Annotated in this window: 15 protein-coding genes; 7 read left to right on the top strand and 8 right to left on the bottom strand. The window is 42.7% G+C overall.

The genetic code is table 11. The features are described 5' to 3' along the window. Positions 1–171: 171 nt before the first annotated feature. Positions 172–750, top strand: a complete 579-nt coding sequence (locus GFB48_RS03470; protein ID WP_163931191.1) for a nucleoside triphosphate pyrophosphatase — start codon at positions 172–174, stop codon at positions 748–750. Here GFB48_RS03470 and GFB48_RS03465 read toward each other — a convergent pair. The 6 genes from GFB48_RS03465 to GFB48_RS03440 form a co-directional block, all read right to left on the bottom strand. Further along, entirely contained in the window at positions 739–1,200 is a 462-nt protein-coding gene (locus tag GFB48_RS03465) for a YcgN family cysteine cluster protein (RefSeq protein WP_163931188.1), read from the bottom strand. The two genes, GFB48_RS03470 and GFB48_RS03465, sit on opposite strands and share 12 nt — an antisense overlap. A gap of 5 nt (positions 1,201–1,205) precedes the next feature. Then, positions 1,206–2,105 carry a lytic murein transglycosylase gene (locus tag GFB48_RS03460; RefSeq protein ID WP_163931186.1) on the bottom strand — a complete coding sequence of 300 codons (900 nt, stop codon included), beginning with the start codon at positions 2,103–2,105 and terminating at the stop codon, positions 1,206–1,208. Between the two features lie 66 nt (positions 2,106–2,171). Continuing rightward, complete coding sequence (locus tag GFB48_RS03455; RefSeq protein ID WP_163931184.1) at positions 2,172–2,483, bottom strand: YcgL domain-containing protein; 312 nt, start codon at positions 2,481–2,483, stop codon at positions 2,172–2,174. Positions 2,484–2,551: 68 nt separating this feature from the next. Continuing rightward, complete coding sequence (gene rnd, locus GFB48_RS03450) at positions 2,552–3,676, bottom strand: ribonuclease D (RefSeq protein ID WP_163931182.1); 1,125 nt, start codon at positions 3,674–3,676, stop codon at positions 2,552–2,554. A gap of 43 nt (positions 3,677–3,719) precedes the next feature. Then, a complete protein-coding gene (gene fadD / locus GFB48_RS03445; protein ID WP_163931180.1) occupies positions 3,720–5,375 on the bottom strand; it encodes a long-chain-fatty-acid--CoA ligase FadD in 1,656 nt (551 codons plus the stop codon). Positions 5,376–5,587: 212 nt separating this feature from the next. Then, positions 5,588–7,777, bottom strand: a complete 2,190-nt coding sequence (locus tag GFB48_RS03440) for a TonB-dependent receptor (RefSeq protein WP_163931178.1) — start codon at positions 7,775–7,777, stop codon at positions 5,588–5,590. 224 nt (positions 7,778–8,001) lie between these two features. Here GFB48_RS03440 and GFB48_RS03435 point away from each other — a divergent pair, with 224 nt between their 5' ends. Continuing rightward, a complete protein-coding gene (locus GFB48_RS03435; RefSeq protein WP_163931176.1) occupies positions 8,002–8,802 on the top strand; it encodes a thioesterase family protein in 801 nt (266 codons plus the stop codon). A 30-nt stretch (positions 8,803–8,832) separates the two neighbouring features. Here the strand turns inward: GFB48_RS03435 and GFB48_RS03430 are convergent, their stop codons facing one another. Next, positions 8,833–9,399, bottom strand: a complete 567-nt coding sequence (locus GFB48_RS03430; RefSeq protein WP_163931174.1) for a YceI family protein — start codon at positions 9,397–9,399, stop codon at positions 8,833–8,835. A gap of 107 nt (positions 9,400–9,506) precedes the next feature. Between GFB48_RS03430 and GFB48_RS03425 the strand changes: the two genes are divergently transcribed. Next, complete coding sequence (locus GFB48_RS03425; RefSeq protein ID WP_163931171.1) at positions 9,507–10,385, top strand: Tim44 domain-containing protein; 879 nt, start codon at positions 9,507–9,509, stop codon at positions 10,383–10,385. Positions 10,386–10,575: 190 nt separating this feature from the next. Here GFB48_RS03425 and GFB48_RS03420 read toward each other — a convergent pair whose 3' ends face one another. Further along, a complete protein-coding gene (locus GFB48_RS03420; RefSeq protein ID WP_163931169.1) occupies positions 10,576–12,609 on the bottom strand; it encodes a bifunctional 2',3'-cyclic-nucleotide 2'-phosphodiesterase/3'-nucleotidase in 2,034 nt (677 codons plus the stop codon). Positions 12,610–12,716: 107 nt separating this feature from the next. Here GFB48_RS03420 and GFB48_RS03415 point away from each other — a divergent pair, with 107 nt between their 5' ends. The 4 genes from GFB48_RS03415 (at position 12,717) to putP (ending at position 16,908) form a co-directional block, all read left to right on the top strand. Next, complete coding sequence (locus GFB48_RS03415) at positions 12,717–13,847, top strand: glycerate kinase (RefSeq protein WP_163931166.1); 1,131 nt, start codon at positions 12,717–12,719, stop codon at positions 13,845–13,847. 296 nt (positions 13,848–14,143) lie between these two features. Further along, entirely contained in the window at positions 14,144–14,737 is a 594-nt protein-coding gene (trmY, locus tag GFB48_RS03410) for a tRNA (pseudouridine(54)-N(1))-methyltransferase TrmY (RefSeq protein WP_163931161.1), read from the top strand. 9 nt (positions 14,738–14,746) lie between these two features. Then, positions 14,747–14,941 (top strand): DUF2986 domain-containing protein, encoded by a 195-nt coding sequence (locus GFB48_RS03405; RefSeq protein WP_163931159.1) that lies wholly within the window; start codon positions 14,747–14,749, stop codon positions 14,939–14,941. Positions 14,942–15,462: 521 nt separating this feature from the next. After that, positions 15,463–16,908 carry a sodium/proline symporter PutP gene (gene putP, locus GFB48_RS03400; RefSeq protein WP_163931156.1) on the top strand — a complete coding sequence of 482 codons (1,446 nt, stop codon included), beginning with the start codon at positions 15,463–15,465 and terminating at the stop codon, positions 16,906–16,908. Positions 16,909–16,928 lie beyond the last annotated feature (20 nt).

The following is a 16,928-nucleotide window of genomic DNA, read 5'->3' as shown; positions in this document are numbered from 1 at the left end:
ATAAAGCGACAAAGGTTCACAACTGCTTTTTATTAATCAAACAATGCTCACAATTCAACCTAAATCAGCCACTTGTGACTATAAAAGCAACAAACAGAGTCTTCAGCAAAATGTTCAACAAGATGCTAATATGGCATTAATTTCAATAATTGCAAACTCATCATAAATACTATGAATGTAATCTTAGCCTCTACCTCAAGTTACCGCGCACAACTTTTAAACAAATTAAACATTTCTTTCAATTGTGAAGGACCGCACATTGATGAGAGTCCATTAGCAGATGAAACTCCACAGCAATTAGTGCAAAGATTAGCACTCGCTAAAGCTAAAGCGGTCGCACAACAGCACCAAGGCCTGATCATAGGTTCAGATCAAGTCGCCTTTTGTGACGGTAAAATATTAGGCAAACCCGGCAGCAACGCCAACGCCATCAAACAATTACAATTTTGTTCAGGTAAAACAGTCACCTTCTACACTGGGCTATGTTTACTCAATAGTGTCACCGCTCATGAGCAAATAATTTGCGAACCATTTGAGGTACAGTTTAGGCACCTAAACTTAGCGCAAATTCACTATTATGTGGAACAGGAGCAACCTTTAAACTGTGCGGGGAGCTTCAAAAGTGAAGGGCTGGGAATCGCTCTGTTTGAACAATTGTCAGGTAAAGACCCCAATACGCTAGTGGGCCTACCATTAATTTCTCTGGTGCAAATGTTAGCCAACGAAAATGTAGATGTGTTATCTGTCTAATAGTGGCCACATGACAATATGATCTTGTAATTCACCCGCTTGGCGCTCATCTATGGCTTTATCTTGCACTGAAATATGTTTCTTGTGCATTTTGCGTTTATCACCGGCGATTAACGGGTGCCAAGAAGCTAAGCCCCGCCCTTCATTAATTCGTACATAAGCGCAACTTTTGGGAAGCCAAGTTAGAGAGTCGATATTATCTAAGGTGATTTTAGTGCAATCAGGTACGAATTCGAACCTTTGCGGGTAGTTGCTGCAATTGCCGTTGCGACAATCTAAAAGTTTACAACCAACCTCGGTGTAGTAAAGCTCTTCGGTTTCGTCATCGATCACCTTGTGGAGACAACATTTGCCACAACCATCACATAACGCTTCCCATTCTTGTGGGTTCATCTGAGCGAGGGTTTTGTGTTCCCAAAACTTCTCTGTGGTTTTTTTTACTTTACTCATAAATGCTAACTTTGGTGATACAACAATCGGTCGCCAAGTATAACAACAGCAAAAGCAAAATACTGGTCATTGTAGAGCTTTTCTAACAAATTATAATTTTTATAGACTAAATATTGGCGCCCTTTGAGCTTGTCCAAAATAATCAATTTAGCCTCTAAATCACTTTTAGGAAGTGCTTTATTATTAAATTTTGTTACGCCAAGCTGCCGCCAATGGGCTAATGTATGCCATTTAGAGATATCTAAATTTGCAATTGCCCCATTATTCGCCTTCACTTGTCTGCCCCAACGGATCCCAACTTGCCAATCGACTGCGGTTAAATACTTTGCCCACATTGTTAAGTAATGGGGCGTAGCCAACTCTTTTGAATCCCCTAAATATTTCAGTGGTGCCAAATTATCTAGGGTGATAGGGATATGCTTAAACCGTAAGGAGCGGCTAATTTGTGTAAAAGCTCGAGGAGACCTTTCTGCCGCCAATAAATATTGCCTCCAGGGCTGTAGATATGTCTGCGGCTGCTGCCAAGCTAATGCCGCAAGAAAAGGGGTACTAGGATAAAAATCCAACCGCTCACTATTAGCTCGATCAAGGGCAAAAAGCGCACATAGGATGTGCTTGGGAATGGCGTACTTTTTAGTGAGTTGGTTCAGTAAGGATTGATATTCATCCAAACAAGCTAATCCTGATTGGGTTTGCTTATCCGTTAAATATTGTGCCACGTAATGGCTAAAATCCATTGGATCGCGCTGCTTATTTTTGAGCACCCTTAAGGGTTTAATTTCAGCGTTAAGAAGCTGCGCTTGCCCAAGTTGCTTGGATAACCATTGCCGTTCATTAGCAATAAATTCATCAAAACTGGTCGCGGCCAGGTTGAAACTGAATAACAATAAAATTAGCCCTTTCAACAGTCCTCCCATATTAAAGTCAGCCTAATAGGCTGACTTTAATATGGTATAAGCGGCAGGCTTTTGCTAGTTATTCTGGGCTTTTTTTCGATCTTTATGGGCTTTAAGCTCATCAACCGTTGGTGGTGGTAACTGCAAATAGAAACCTTCATTAAGCAAAGATTGGCGCACTTTCTCAATATCAGCCACTCCTAGGTGCTCCCTTTTAAATAAAGGCAGAGTCATCACGAATATCGGTTGCCCAAACAGTTCCATCAACTGTGATGGAACATTTGAAAAATCATCTCTTTTGACTACATATAAGTAGGTATCAAGTTTTTTACTGCTTTTATAAACAGAGCACAGCTGGATCACTTTAGTTCTCAACTTATTTTTCATATTTAGACGGCACTATAGCAAAACTAGCGTCAAGAGACGAGTTGCTCTACCCCCTTTGGTTATTCGGCTCACGAATTTAAAACAAGTTTTAAATTCTTCAATGTTGGTGCGGTGACTTGACCACGCCAGCCTTGCAACAGCACGGGTAAAGAATGTTCATCGGCACCTTTATGAAGCCAATCAAGATAGCCATGAACTAATTTTTTAGAGGATAATAACTCTACTGGTAATAATTGTTCTTGAGCCAATTCATTTAATGCCGATTTGCAAGTTTTGAATGCGGCTTTATACCAAGAGCGAACCGCTATAACATCGATAGGTTCAGGTAAATATTGATAATCGACGTCTCTTATCATTTTTACAATTCGCTTAGCATGTCGACGCTTTTCCTGCTCGCTAAGCTCCTTCATTGCGATAAGCTCATTAACGTTTTGCGGTTTTTTCTTTGCAAGGGCAATTAAGGCATGATCTTTTAAAATAAAACCTAATGCTAAATTACGTTCTAAGGCCTGTTCTAAACGCCATTTTGCCAGAGGCTTTAAAACCGCAAGCTGCTTAGGGGTGAGCTGAAACGCATTTTTCACTTTGGTATAGGCTTGCTCAATATCTAAAGATTTAAGCTTATCTGTAGTCGCACGCTCGCCTTCAGCCAATACCCACTGTTCCTTAGCTTGGTCGACCAACTGCTGCTTTAATTCAAAGTAAATACTGTGCAAGTAATAAACATCGTTAGCGGCGTAGTTTAACTGTGATTGGGTTAACGGCCGTTTTAACCAATCGGTTCTGGATTCGCCCTTATCAAGTTCTATGGATTGATAATGTTCAACTAATTTAGCGTAACCAATCGCCACACCATGGCCCAATAATGCCGCTGCAAATTGACTATCAAATAACGGTTTCGGTTGACAGTTACCAATATGAGCAAAAATTTCTAGGTCTTCAGAACCACTGTGCAGCACTTTAGTGATGCTTTCATCGACCAATAATTGCCAAAAGCCGGTTAAATCAAGACCACAACAAGGATCAATTAATGCCAACTTTTCGCCATCATAAATCTGAATAAGCCCCAAAGCAGCATGATAGGTACGTTCACGAACAAATTCGGTGTCAATGGTCAACACCGCCGCCGTTTGATAATGAGCGATCATTTCATCAAGGGCTTTTTGACTATCAATGTATAGAAAATCTAACAAGAAAAACTCCAAATAATTAGCCCGCGAAGCGGGCTAAAATAAACTATCTTAATTCTCTGCGAAGAATTTTGCCGACATTGGTTTTTGGTAACTCATCCCTAAACTCAACCAATTTGGGGACCTTATATCCCGTTAAATTCTCACGACAGTGTTTAATAATATCTCGCTCTGTTAGGGTATCATCTTTGCGCACCACAAACACTTTCACGACCTCACCACTGACTTCATGGGGGGAACCGACAGCTGCAACCTCAATCACCCCTGGCAAACCAGCGATGACTTCTTCAACTTCATTTGGGAAAACATTAAAGCCAGAGACTAGGATCATATCCTTCTTACGATCCACGATATAGAAGAACCCTTGTTCATCCATATAGCCAATATCACCGGTTGATAGCCAACCATCACTATCGATAACTTTGGCGGTTTCATCAGGACGCTGCCAATAACCTTGCATCACCTGAGGCCCCCTCGCTTGAATTTCCCCAACTTCACCCACTGCTAATACTTGGCCTTGTTCACTAATAATACGCATATCGGTGGAGGGCGCCGGCAAACCAATAGAACCATTATAACCCTCAAGGTTATAAGGGCAACAAGCCACCAGAGGCGAGCTTTCCGTGAGACCATAGCCTTCTAACAATCGGGTTTGGGTCACCTGTTGCCAGTGCTCAGCAACAGGGCGCTGCACAGCCATACCCCCGCCAATGGAAAGTTTTAAATGGCTAAAGTCAAGCTCGGCAAAATTTTGGCTATTTAACAGGGCATTAAAAAGCGTATTCACCCCAGTTAAACAGGTAAATGGGGCTTTATCCAGTTCGCTAATAAAGGCTGGAATATCCCGAGGATTAGTGATTAACAGATTGCTGGCGCCTTTTTTGAAAAACAAAAAGCAATTCACGGTCAGGGCAAAAATATGGTACAGGGGTAATGCCGTAACCACGCGTTCTTCACCATCTTTAAGTAACGGTGAGTAGGCGCCATCGGCTTGTAAAATATTAGCCACAATATTGCCATGGCTCAGTTCAGCCCCTTTCGAAACCCCTGTGGTTCCACCTGTGTATTGCAAAAATGCGGGATCTGAAGAGGACAATTTAGGTTGAATAAATTGTTTTGATTTTCCTAGCTTCAACGCTTTTCTAAACGAAGTCACATACGGAAGACGGTATTTAGGTACCATCTTTTTAATATAACGCACCACAAAGTTAACGATAGTCCCCTTCGCAATGGGCAGCTGATCCCCAAGCTTAGTTAATACCACATGCTCAATCGCGGTTTGTTCAATGACTTGCTCTAGGGTATGAGCAAAATTTGTCACGATGACAATGGCTTTGGCGCCGGAGTCATTTAACTGATGCTTTAATTCCCTTGGAGTATAAAGAGGGTTAACATTAACAACCACCATGCCCGCACGTAGCACCCCAAATAAAGCAATCGGATATTGCAATAGATTTGGCATCATTAATGCTACTCGGTCACCTTTTTTCAGACCTAAATCATTCTGCAAATATGCCGCAAAAGCGCGAGAACGTTGCTCTAAAGTGCGATAAGTGATTGAGCTTCCCATATTTTCAAAGGCGACTTGATCGCCATAGCTAGCAACACTTTGATTAAACAATTCAATCAGTGATGGGAATTGGGAGGTGTTAATTTCTGCTGGAACGTCTTCTGGGTATTGTTGTAACCAAGGTTTAGACACAAGTCATTTCCTCTTTTTCAGTTAACTGTTTGTAACTGTGATAGGTAAATAAATTATTTACCTTTAATTCATCATTTTATTGATTCTTATTATAAATAAACATTTTAATAACACAGCATTTTATCGACAATTAGCGACCTATTTAGTCACTTTTTAAACAAAACAACCAAAAAAGCCCCGCAAATGCGAGGCTTTATAAAAATAACTATGCTTTAGTAAAAGCGCTTGGTTACTTCTAAACCAATAATACGTGGCTCATTAACGAACGCAGTATTATTGTTAAAGTCGATACCACCTTTAATGTTATGCTCATTAGTGATGTTACGACCGTAGAAAGAGAAGTCGATATCGTGCTCAAAGTTGTTGTAACCTAGACGGATACCACCTTCAAACTGACCATTGGTGTTGTATTCAACCGACTCATAGATGAATAGGTTGGTTTCACCTTGGTATGACCAATCAGTAAAGGCATAAACTTCACCGTTACCCACTTCTTTAGACCAACGAGCAGTAAAGTTAGCCGTTAGATCAGGAGCTTGTGGGAATGGGTTACCGTCAACTAAAGCATAACCGTCTTGCAGAGGATCAGTCACAGTACATTGTGCACACACACCTACTTTCAAATTGTTATCTTGAATTTCGGTCTTAGTGTAAGAGAAACCAGCAGTGAACAGTAGGTTTTCAGTCGCCACCCACTCAAGATCCATCTCAACACCGTAAGCCTGGCCTTTATCAGCATTGAGAAGTTGGACTAGGTTGTCACTACCACCCACTGCAGTAAACTGCATGTCATCTACTTGATAAGCAAAAACAGCCGTATTCAGACGAAGGGTGTCATCCAGTAAGTCACCTTTAGTGCCCACTTCAAATGAAGTCACAGTTTCAGATTTAGCTACCGATGGTACCCCGAAGAAGGCTACGTCACGACCTTGAATGGTTGGCGCACGGAAGCCGGTTGCTAAACGAGTGAACAGATTCCAGTTATCATCCATTGCATAGTTGGCAGCAGCTTCCCAGCTTACTTTGCCATCATCAGTTGCAACGTCATCACCCATAATTGGTGCAGCTAGGATTTTAAGAGACTTCTCATCTTTGGTATAACGAACACCACCGGTTAAGGTTAACTCGTCATTAACATCATAGGTACCTTGACCAAATAGAGCCCAAGTTTTGTTTTCATGCTTCACTGTGCTTGGGTCAACAAAGAATGGGTTTGTCTCAACTTGTAATTCACCATCGAACCAGTAAACACCAGTCTGCCAGCTGTAGCCAGCAACATTGTTAGAGGCTAAACGCAGTTCATGGGTCATTTGCTCAACAATAGCGCCATCTGCAGTTTGCGAATCAAATGGAATAAAACCTGGTCCCATTTCTGGCAGGTAAGATGCACCATAACCGCCATCGATATCACCGTAGCCACCACCTTCAGCTTTCTGCAGCGAACCAATGTAACTTAGGGTTGCGATATCTAAATCTAAATTTGAACGCAGGGTGTAACCTTGGCTATCATACTTTTGATAGTTAGGCATTGGCGCATCGTAGTACACCTCATCGCGCTTGTAGTTTTCATTTAGCTTGTTCGAGCCAGCAGTTAACACGTTGGCACGGAATAAAGTAGAAGTTCCGTCTAATTCACGCTGTTGGTAACTAAAACCTACATCCCATGAATCGGTGATATCTGCTTGGATTTGAGCACGTACTGCAGTATCAACATGACCACCCATGACGTTTTCTTCACCGGTGTAACCATTAGACACCCAATCGTCACGACGGTCGTCTTTCACAGACAGACGCACAGAAACTGCATCGGTTAAACCACCACCTACAGCACCTTCAATGATTTGGCTGCCGTAGCTGCCAGCACCAAGTTTTAAGTAACCGTCTAAATCTTGAGTCGGCTTAACGGTATCAAATTTAACAATACCAGCTGTGGTGTTACGACCAAATAAAGTGCCCTGTGGACCACGAAGTACTTCTACTTGTTGTACGTCAAATAATGGGAAACTTTTTAAAATTACGTTTTCCATTACGACATCGTCCATGATCACAGACACTGGCTGTGATGCCGCTAAATCAAAATCGGTGTTACCAAGACCACGAATGTAAAAACGTGGCGCAACCCGACCATTTGATGATTCTGCATATAAACCAGGAACTTGTAATGCAAGGGTAAGAATGTCCCCACCACCAGCCATTAAGTTAGCAAAGCGCTCTTCAGAAATAGCAGCAATAGACACTGGTACGTCATTGATGTTTTGCACACGACGTGTTGCGGTAACTTCAATCACTTCAAGTTTGTCTTTAGCTTTAGTTTCAGCTTCTTCAGCCGCGAAAGCTTGAGGGAAAGTTAAAACGCTTGTAGCAAGAGCAATAGCGCAAGCTAATTGGGTTTTAGGGAACATGGTTTTTCCTTGTTTAATGTTTAATTTTATATTTATTATGTGGCTACTACATTGGCACCCACTAGTAGGCTACATTGCTGCAACCAATAAATCGCGCGCATTTTACAACAAACACATTCGACAAACAATTATTACCATAAAATTATACTTTTGGCTAACTTTTAACCCTTGCTACTTTTACATCAGTCACTTAACATGTGGTAAGACCAGTAAAGGAGTAGGCCATGAAAAGTTCGATTGATCAGCATCTTGCGCAAGTGACAGCAGATGCTCAACAAACCATCAAAATTGACAAAAGTTGGGGTCAAGGAAGAACCATTTTTGGCGGTATCGGCGCCGCGATTGCAGTACAAACGATGGACAATCAAATTGACGATGAACGCTTGCTCCGTTCTTTAAACGTCAATTACATTGGCCCATTAGAGGGAGACAAAGACATAAATTTAAGCTGTGAAAAGCTAAGGCAAGGCAAGAATGTCAGCCAGTTTCTAGTGACCTTAAAGCAGGAGGGGAAAACAGCACTGGTTGCCCAAGGCTGTTATGGCTTAGATAGGAAGTCGAAATACGTTTTAACCAATACCGATGAACATAATCAGGCCAAGCCCGATAGAAAAATGTTTATCCCGCCTATCCCCAAAATTGTCCCTAAATTTTTGCAGCACTTTGATTTATCTTTGCAAAAAGGGAAGTTTTTCAATAACCCCGAGCAGCCTATCGAGCTCCACGGTTGGTGCCGTTTTAAGAAAAAGCCCGAAAAGATCAGTAATGCCCATTTAGTGGCGCTATTCGATTGTTGGCCGCCTACCCTACTACAACTGGTCAAATTGCCGGCACCAGCAAACACCATGAGTTGGAATATTGAGTTCATTCACCCTAGCCATCAAGGCTATGAAAATAATTGGTTTGCCTTTCAAGCTGTGGCTGACCATTTCCATAATGGCTATGGTACCGAAAGCTCAAAGATATGGGATAAACAAGGCCGCTTAATTGCCGTTGCCCAGCAACATGTGACCTTGTTTGCATAACCTAAGTTCAGGTTAATTAGGGGTTAAGACTTATTTACTAAAGTTCAGGGTTGCGTGGACTGGGACTGCCAACGCAATATTTGGCAGTTTGGCCAGTTCCCTAAGCTTCTCTACCCCACCCTCTAACTTAAAGTTGGCAGCATTAATAATCACTGGGGCAATGGTATTCACATACACACCGGAGTTTGTGGCATTAACTTGCAGCTCAAGCTGGATATTTTGCTTAACTCCATGTAAATCGAGCTCAGCCACTTGGGTAAGTTGAACACTAGACGCTTTTTTAATATTTGCTAGGGTCTTGTCATCAAGCTGAGCAGTGATGGTGGCCTTTGGGTAGCTTGCCACTTCAAACAGGTAGTTAAGCATACGTTCATTACGGATAGGAATGAGCGTTTCGACTGAGCTTAAATCAATACTGATACTTACTGTGCCACTTTCAGTGATGCTTCCTGTTACCGATTTGAAGTAATGGTTTTCAGCGATTGTCCCTTTTTTTATCGACACAAAGCTCACCTTGCTTTGGTCATTATTAAGCGCCCAATCTGCCCAAGCTAGGTTGCTTATACTTAAAAGCAACAATCCAATTGATGTTTTCATAAATTCATTTCCCTTTAATATTTTAACAAATATATCCTAAAGCATTTTTAATCTTAGAATAAACAGGTATTATCTGTCGCGATAAATTCAATGAATTAAGGTGGATCATGAAGTCTATTTTATCGACCCTTACTTTAGTGCTATTAACACTGAGTTTGGTTTTCTCTGGGGCAGCGGATGCCAAAAAACGTTTTGGTGGTGGTAAGACATTTGGCAAAAGCTACAAAACGGCACCAGCAAAACAACAACCTGCCAGCAATCAACAAACGCCAGCTAAGCAAGACGCTACCAAGCCAAGCTCTAAAAAAGGCATGATGGGCGGCATTTTAGGTGGTTTACTCGCCGGTGGTTTATTAGCGGCGCTGCTAAGCGGTGGGTTCGATGGCTTTGAAGGCCTGCAAATCATGGACATGCTGTTAATGGCCGGTGTGGCATTCTTGCTATTTAAAGTCTTTAAATCGGTAATGGCTTCTAAACGCCAAGGCGCACCTCAAGCGGCTGCAGCTCAAGGGCCTGCGATGGACATACCTATGCCAAAACCTGCCGCATCAGCGCAATTTGAAAGCCACAACCCAGCGACAACTTCTGCTGTTTCTAGTGGTGATGATGTTCCCCACAACTACCCGGCGGGTTTTGATAAAGACAACTTTATTAATGGTGCCCTAAACCATTACCGCACTTTACAAAAAGCATGGGATGAGAATGACTTAGGGGTAATGGCTGAGTACCTAGAGCCAACTATCTTAAAAGATTTAATTCAAGCCCGTGCCCAATCTGAAATTTCTGACGTTGAGATCATGTTCTTAAACGCAGAGATTGTTCGCGCGGATTCAACCCCTTTCACCGCCCAACTAAGCGTTAAGTTCAGTGGCCGTGCTAGAGATAAAGCCAACAACGAAGAAGAAGCCATTGATGATGTATGGCACCTTGAGCGTAACCTAACTGCAGATAATGCGCCTTGGTTAATTGTAGGGATTGAAGCCTAATTTGATAGGTTTCGAGGTTCGAGGGCGCTTCGCTACGAGAACGTGCTTCGCACTTCGAGAACACTACTCAAAAATAAAGCCGCAATAGTTTTCACTATTGCGGCTTTTTATATGGGACTAGAATACCGAGTGCAGAGTACGGAATACTGACAATCCGTCATCTGTCATCCGTACTCGTTGCTCCCGTCAATTACTGCAAATTAATGCGGTATTCAGCGAAGCCGAGTTCATCTTGCTTTAGGTATTGCATAGGTAAGATGGCACTTTGCTTTATGTAAGCGGTGGCATTGTCAGAGGCACTAGTTTGCAAACGAATGTCCAGTTTAAGCTTTGATTCAATGGTCTTAAAGCGCCAATTATTATCGGCTTGCACTGGCACGTAACCAAGTGCCGTGGTTTTATCGCTGATATATTGACTCAATACCGTACGGTTTTCATCAGGGGCTTCGAGGATCACTTGCTCACTGCCGGTTCCGGCAAACTTACCACCGAAAGCACGATAGTTATTGGTGGCCACCACAAATTCCATAGCCAATAACTCATCCCCGCTAACGCTTTTGCCCTGTTCATTGGTATAAGTCAGCCCTGTAATACGGCTAGTATTTTCATTAACCAATTGGCACTCACGGTCAAAACGGCTTGGTTGGGTGATATCAATTTGGTAATCGACCCCTTCAATCACATCAAAATTAAAGGTTGGGTGGCCACTCCAATTGATCAGTTGCTGTGGCATAGTTGAATTAACATCGATTTGATTAAATTGATTGGCGCTGCATTCTAACCAATCCTTTAATTGTTGGCCGCTCACTTTTACTGCCACTAAGGTGTTGGGATATAAATATAAATCTGCAGCATTTTTAAAGCTTAATTCACCTGCAGCCACATTAGTATACTGGTCTGCATCATTAGCGGTTGAGTGCCTGCCACCGCTTTTAAACGGTGCCGCGGCCGATAATACCGGTAAATGTTTTAACTGCTCATTTTGACTAAGCAACTGCTTTACTCTGGCCTGCTGGGCATCGGCCACTATCTGCATACTTGGGGAATCCTGCACTAATGCCAAATAGCTATTCAGTGGCTGCTTAGCATAACCAATATCTTGGTTAACAAAGTTCAAGGTACCTTGGTGGGTATCAGCCATGATGTTATGAATATGCGGATCCGCTGCTACCATTGGTTTTTTATCAAAAATTGGCACAGCGCGCGCTTGATAATCCAGCACCTGCCAGCCCTGCTCACTCTTTTGCAGAGATAAATCTATCACTCCAAGGTTATCTCCCCAGCGACCTGGCATCACCGCCGGAACACCATTAATGCTGCCCTTTTTAAGGTCGATGCCTTCAATACCGCTGAAGCTAGGACCAGGAAACACGCTGTGGGAGTGACCAAATAAAATCGCATTAATCCCCGGCACGCTGGCTAAATGAAACGTCGCATTTTCAGCATTGATTTCAGCCGGCGCCTGTGAACTGCCTAAACCTGAATGGGGGATGGCGATAATAATATCTGCGCCTTTGGCTTTCATTTGCGGGACAAATTTGCGAGCTGACAGCAGAATGTCTTCTGCGGCCACTTTACCCTCAAGGTGGTTCCTGTCCCATTGCATAATTTGCGGTGGCACAAAGCCAATATAGCCAATATTAAGGGTGTGAATTTGCCCAGTTAAATCTTTCACTTGAGTAGGCTTAATAATATAAGGGGTAAATAAGTTTTGTCCCTGTTTAATGCCTTGCCAACACTCGGCTTGGGCACAGTAAACATTGGCATTAATGTAGGGGAAGTAACTACTGGCTAATGATTTTTCTAAAAAATCCAAACCAAAGTTAAATTCGTGATTACCAATATTACCGACATCATAATTAAGGGTGTTCATCGCATGGTAAATCGGATTACCCTGCCCTTTGGCAACGCCTTGGCCTTGCTGATATTGATTGGCAATATAATCCGCCATTGGACTGCCCTGCAATAAGTCGCCATTATCAACCAACACGCTATTGGTGACCGCTAGACGTTGCTGCTTAATTAAAGTGGCAGTACGCGCGAATCCGATTTTGGGGTCTTCTTTACCTGCGTAGTAGTTAAAGTCCAGCATATTGGCGTGTAGATCGCTGGTTTCAAGAATGCGTAACTCTACGTTCACAGGCTGCGGCTTTGCCGCTTCTTGGCAACCTAGTGCAAAAAAAGGCAAAGATAGGATAAGGGAATGGTTAATCAACTTTTTCATAGGACAGACATTATAAAATTTTCGCTAAGACTAACCTTTGTCAAAGGGTTAGTACAGGTGAATTAATTACACTTTTACATATTCAAACAACATACTATTCTAGACCAATGAAAGTAATTATTGCCCCAGACTCGTTTAAAGAATGCGCCAGTGCCCTTGATATTGCCAAGGCCATTAAGGCAGGCTGGCTTAGTGCTCAAGCAGATACACAGTGCACCCTATTCCCGATGGCCGACGGTGGTGAAGGCACTGTTGCCGCGCTGATTGCCAATAACGGTAAGTTAATTGAACACCCCTGCCAAGATCCTTTAGGTCAAGCGATTAACGGCTTTTATGGACAGTTACAAGATGGCATTCATGTCGTCGAAGTGGCGGCGGCTTCTGGTTTAGAACGCCTGACAACGACTCAGCGTAATCCCCTTATCACCTCCACTTATGGCAGTGGTGAGCTGATCAAAGCCGCCTTAGCTGCCAACCCAAGAAAGATTATTCTAGGGCTAGGTGGCTCAGCGACCAATGACGCGGGCATGGGACTTTTAACTGCCTTAGGAGCAAGATTTTTAGATGAGGACGGCCAGCCACTTAACCCTGGTGGCGCTGAGCTTATTCGACTGGCAGAAATTGATTTATCTGAATTGGATAACCGCTTGCAAAACACCGAAATTTTAGTGGCTTGCGATGTCGACAACCCGCTACTAGGACATAATGGTGCCAGCCATATTTTCGGCCCTCAAAAAGGGGCAACTCCTGAACAGGTAAAACAATTAGATGCTGCTCTAGCTCAATTCCATAAGGTAGTAAAAACTCAATTTAATCTGGATTTAAATAATGCTGGCGCGGGCGCTGCAGGAGGCCTTGGAGCAGGGCTGCAACTATTGCCTCAGGTAACGCTTCAAGCTGGGGCTGAGTTACTGATGGATCATCTAGGGTTTAATGATATTGTCACAGATGCCGATCTGTTAATCGTGGCCGAAGGTCGCTTAGATGGACAGTCCATCCAAGGAAAAACGCCGACGGCATTGGCCAAAAGAGCCAAAAAAATTAATCCTACAATTAAAGTATTGGCTTTGGCCGGTTCCCTTGGTGAAGATGTACAACAAGTGCTCGAGCATGGTATCGATGCCTATTACTGTATTACTCCCGAAGGTATGGATTTACCCCAAGCATTAGCCCAAGGTCTTAAAAACTGCCAACAAACCGCCTATACAGTGGCACAAAATATATCTCTAGCGGTATAATAGGGTCTGCTGACCTTTCATGTTTACTTTATGTGCTAATTAAAGGGCAAGATAGCAAAGCACTCGAATTGAAGCATAGTTATTCTATGTAAAATGAGAGTAACGCCGCTAGGTTGAGCTTTAAACGCATCCTGCGGACAGCGTTTGTTAGCCATTTTTACTGCGGTGAAGCTCATTGGTGTGGAATGACCACACGTCAATCGCTTCGCCTTGTATAAAAGACTAACAAACTGCTGCAGAAACAAACAGCGAAGGTCAACAGACCCTCGCCTTTATTTTTTATTAGGTTATTTTTTATGCGCACCTTTGTGCTTCGTGCCCGCTCTGCCCCTACTGATCCTGAATTATTATTATCAGGAGTGGGTGGTGACAACCATACTGAAATTTTGGCCCACACCTTAATGAACGGGATCTTTGTGGCCCAATCCCACCGCAGTGATGTCACCGTCCACCTGGTCCTTGAAAGCACTAAGGACTACTCCCGTACTATCAGTTTTACATCCGATGAACTTACTGGTTTAACTGGTTTTGATGAGCAATCATTACTTGCTAAAGTTAAATTGGCATTAACCAAGTCTTTAGGCATGGGTAAAGAGCAAACAAGGCAGGTAGAGCCTGGGATCAGTGTTAGAACCATAAGCTTTGAAAAGCTGATTGCTGAGCTTTCCCAAACTCAACAGCTGTATATGATGTCGCCTAAAGGGGAATACATTCATGATATCGAGTTTGCCGACAACCCGTGTTTTTTATTGACCGACCATATTCCTATGCCTAAAAAAAGCTTTAACAGCTTGAAACGCTTAGGTTGCGAGAATATTAGCCTAGGGCCAAAAATGTTATTTGCTTCCCAGTGTATTACGCTTATTCACCATGCATTGGATATGAACTAGGAGACCATTATGAACCGAAAGAAAAAAGTGATTTCAACCTTAAAGAAGAAGCTAAAAAAGCAGAACGCTAAGTTAAATACCAGTAATAAGCCTAAATATATTTCTAAGGCCGAACGCGCCGCAATGGCAGCCACTGAGCAAGATCAAACGATTACTGAAGACCAGCACCCCATTGCCACAAGCCTATCCACCGGCGATAAATAGGCTTCAGGCTCACTGACTAAAATACAAGAAACAAACAAAAGCCCGTTAATTAATCATAAAAAAAACCAAGGGCTTTCCCACCAGAGTTGAGGATCCATGAGCTCTGATACTGTAAGCCATTTTGGCTAACCGCTTATCTCAAGGTAATCTCAATCAGTTCAATTTAATTAAGCCCATTCCTAGGCATAAATCACCAACCCAAATGCAGACTCTTTAGCAAAAAAGCCCCCTAGACTTTCTTTTAATAAAGGATTGATCATGTGTTGCTGTTGCATTGCTGCCACCTAAAGTTAATGTAACAACCGCTATCTGACTTGATTGGTGAAAGTCGATAGCCCCCAAATGGGGAATAACAATTGCATACAATGTTGATGAAACTTTTAAACTGTTCCGCTCTGTAACTGACTCGTTAAAAAATTCATTTTGAATGGGCTTATGTGAGCTTTTTTTAAACATCTGAAATAGGTTTATGAGCACTTCTTTGATATGGTAAGCGGATAAATATTACCAAGAAAAAAAACATGAACGTAGATTTTGCAGCAACAATAACCTTTACTATCTATTTAATCGCCATGTTAGCCATTGGTGTTTGGGCCTACCGCGCAACCGACAACGTCAGTGATTATATTTTAGGTGGCCGCCAGATGGGCCCCGCTGTTACCGCCCTCAGCGTCGGCGCATCAGATATGTCAGGCTGGCTATTACTGGGCCTTCCGGGTGCCGTTTACCTTAATGGACTGAGTGAATCTTGGTTGGGGATAGGCCTAATTTTAGGGGCATTATTGAACTGGTTATGTGTCGCTAAGCGCTTGCGTATTTATACAGAGCTCACCGATAACGCGTTAACGATTCCCGATTTCTTTGAAAAACGTTTCAATGATCCTTCAGGACTACTTAAAGTCGTTTCAGCGACCACTATTTTATTATTTTTTACATTTTATGCATCTTCCGGAATGGTCGGTGGAGCGCTGTTATTTGAAAAGGTTTTTGGACTCGATTACCTGCAAGCATTGATCATTGGTTCAATTATCATTGTTTCTTATACTTTCATCGGTGGCTTTTTAGCGGTTTCATGGACGGATTTCTTTCAAGGCTGTTTAATGTTGTTAGCGCTGCTGTTTGTGCCTGTATTTATCTTTGAAAGCCAACAGGTTAGCAGTCATCCACAGCTTCCAGAAAAAATGTGGCATTTATGGCACTCTGATCTCTCCGTTATTGGCTTATTCTCCTTGTTAGCTTGGGGACTAGGCTATTTTGGTCAGCCACATATCCTGTCTCGATTTATGGCTATCAGAAGCCCTAAAGATGTACCTGTCTCCCGTAATATTGCGATGGCTTGGATGGTGCTCTCATTAGTGGGAGCCCTCGCTACTGGACTTGCTGGTGCTGCATATTTTAGCAAAGCACCACTAGAAAATGCCGAAACGGTTTTCATTCAGTTGGCTCAAACGGCTTTTAATCCATGGATTGCAGGTATAATAATTGCCGCCATACTGTCGGCAATTATGAGCACGATCGATTCCCAATTATTAGTATGCTCTTCAGTGCTGACCGAAGATGTCTACAAGAAGTGGTTAAGGCCTCAGGCGACAGATAAAGAATTAATGTTGGTTGGCCGCCTAGGAGTAATCGTTATTGCGCTTACCGCCATTATTATTGCCCTTGATCCACAAAGTAATGTTCTGGGGTTGGTTTCTTATGCGTGGGCCGGTTTTGGTGCGGCCTTTGGACCGGTCATTTTATTAAGTCTATATTGGTCAAACTATTCTCGTGACGGTGCCTTGATCACCATCATTGTAGGAGCACTGACGGTAGTGATTTGGAAACCACTCGAAGGTGGCCTGTTTGATCTGTATGAAATATTGCCAGGGTTTATCTTCGCTACCATTGCGGGGATCATGGTATCTAAACTCAGCCCTAAACTTAGTAACAAAGAACAATTTAAAGTGTTTCAGTCTAAACTTTAAGAGGACAACATTATAGATTG

Origin of the sequence: Paraferrimonas sp. SM1919 (genome assembly GCF_010993985.1) — a bacterium.
Lineage (GTDB): Bacteria > Pseudomonadota > Gammaproteobacteria > Enterobacterales > Shewanellaceae > SM1919.
The sequence above is the reverse complement of the archived record's forward strand: the minus strand, read 5'-3'. Positions and strand labels throughout refer to the sequence as shown.

Coding starts and splice junctions, on each gene's coding strand:
- GFB48_RS03470 (WP_163931191.1), top strand. CDS start 172: ATGAATGTAATCTTAGCCTCTACCTCAAGTTACCGCGCACAACTTTTA.
- GFB48_RS03465 (WP_163931188.1), bottom strand. CDS start 1,200: ATGAGTAAAGTAAAAAAAACCACAGAGAAGTTTTGGGAACACAAAACC.
- GFB48_RS03455 (WP_163931184.1), bottom strand. CDS start 2,483: ATGAAAAATAAGTTGAGAACTAAAGTGATCCAGCTGTGCTCTGTTTAT.
- GFB48_RS03440 (WP_163931178.1), bottom strand. CDS start 7,777: ATGTTCCCTAAAACCCAATTAGCTTGCGCTATTGCTCTTGCTACAAGC.
- GFB48_RS03435 (WP_163931176.1), top strand. CDS start 8,002: ATGAAAAGTTCGATTGATCAGCATCTTGCGCAAGTGACAGCAGATGCT.
- GFB48_RS03430 (WP_163931174.1), bottom strand. CDS start 9,399: ATGAAAACATCAATTGGATTGTTGCTTTTAAGTATAAGCAACCTAGCT.
- GFB48_RS03425 (WP_163931171.1), top strand. CDS start 9,507: ATGAAGTCTATTTTATCGACCCTTACTTTAGTGCTATTAACACTGAGT.
- GFB48_RS03420 (WP_163931169.1), bottom strand. CDS start 12,609: ATGAAAAAGTTGATTAACCATTCCCTTATCCTATCTTTGCCTTTTTTT.
- GFB48_RS03415 (WP_163931166.1), top strand. CDS start 12,717: ATGAAAGTAATTATTGCCCCAGACTCGTTTAAAGAATGCGCCAGTGCC.
- trmY (WP_163931161.1), top strand. CDS start 14,144: ATGCGCACCTTTGTGCTTCGTGCCCGCTCTGCCCCTACTGATCCTGAA.
- GFB48_RS03405 (WP_163931159.1), top strand. CDS start 14,747: ATGAACCGAAAGAAAAAAGTGATTTCAACCTTAAAGAAGAAGCTAAAA.
- putP (WP_163931156.1), top strand. CDS start 15,463: ATGAACGTAGATTTTGCAGCAACAATAACCTTTACTATCTATTTAATC.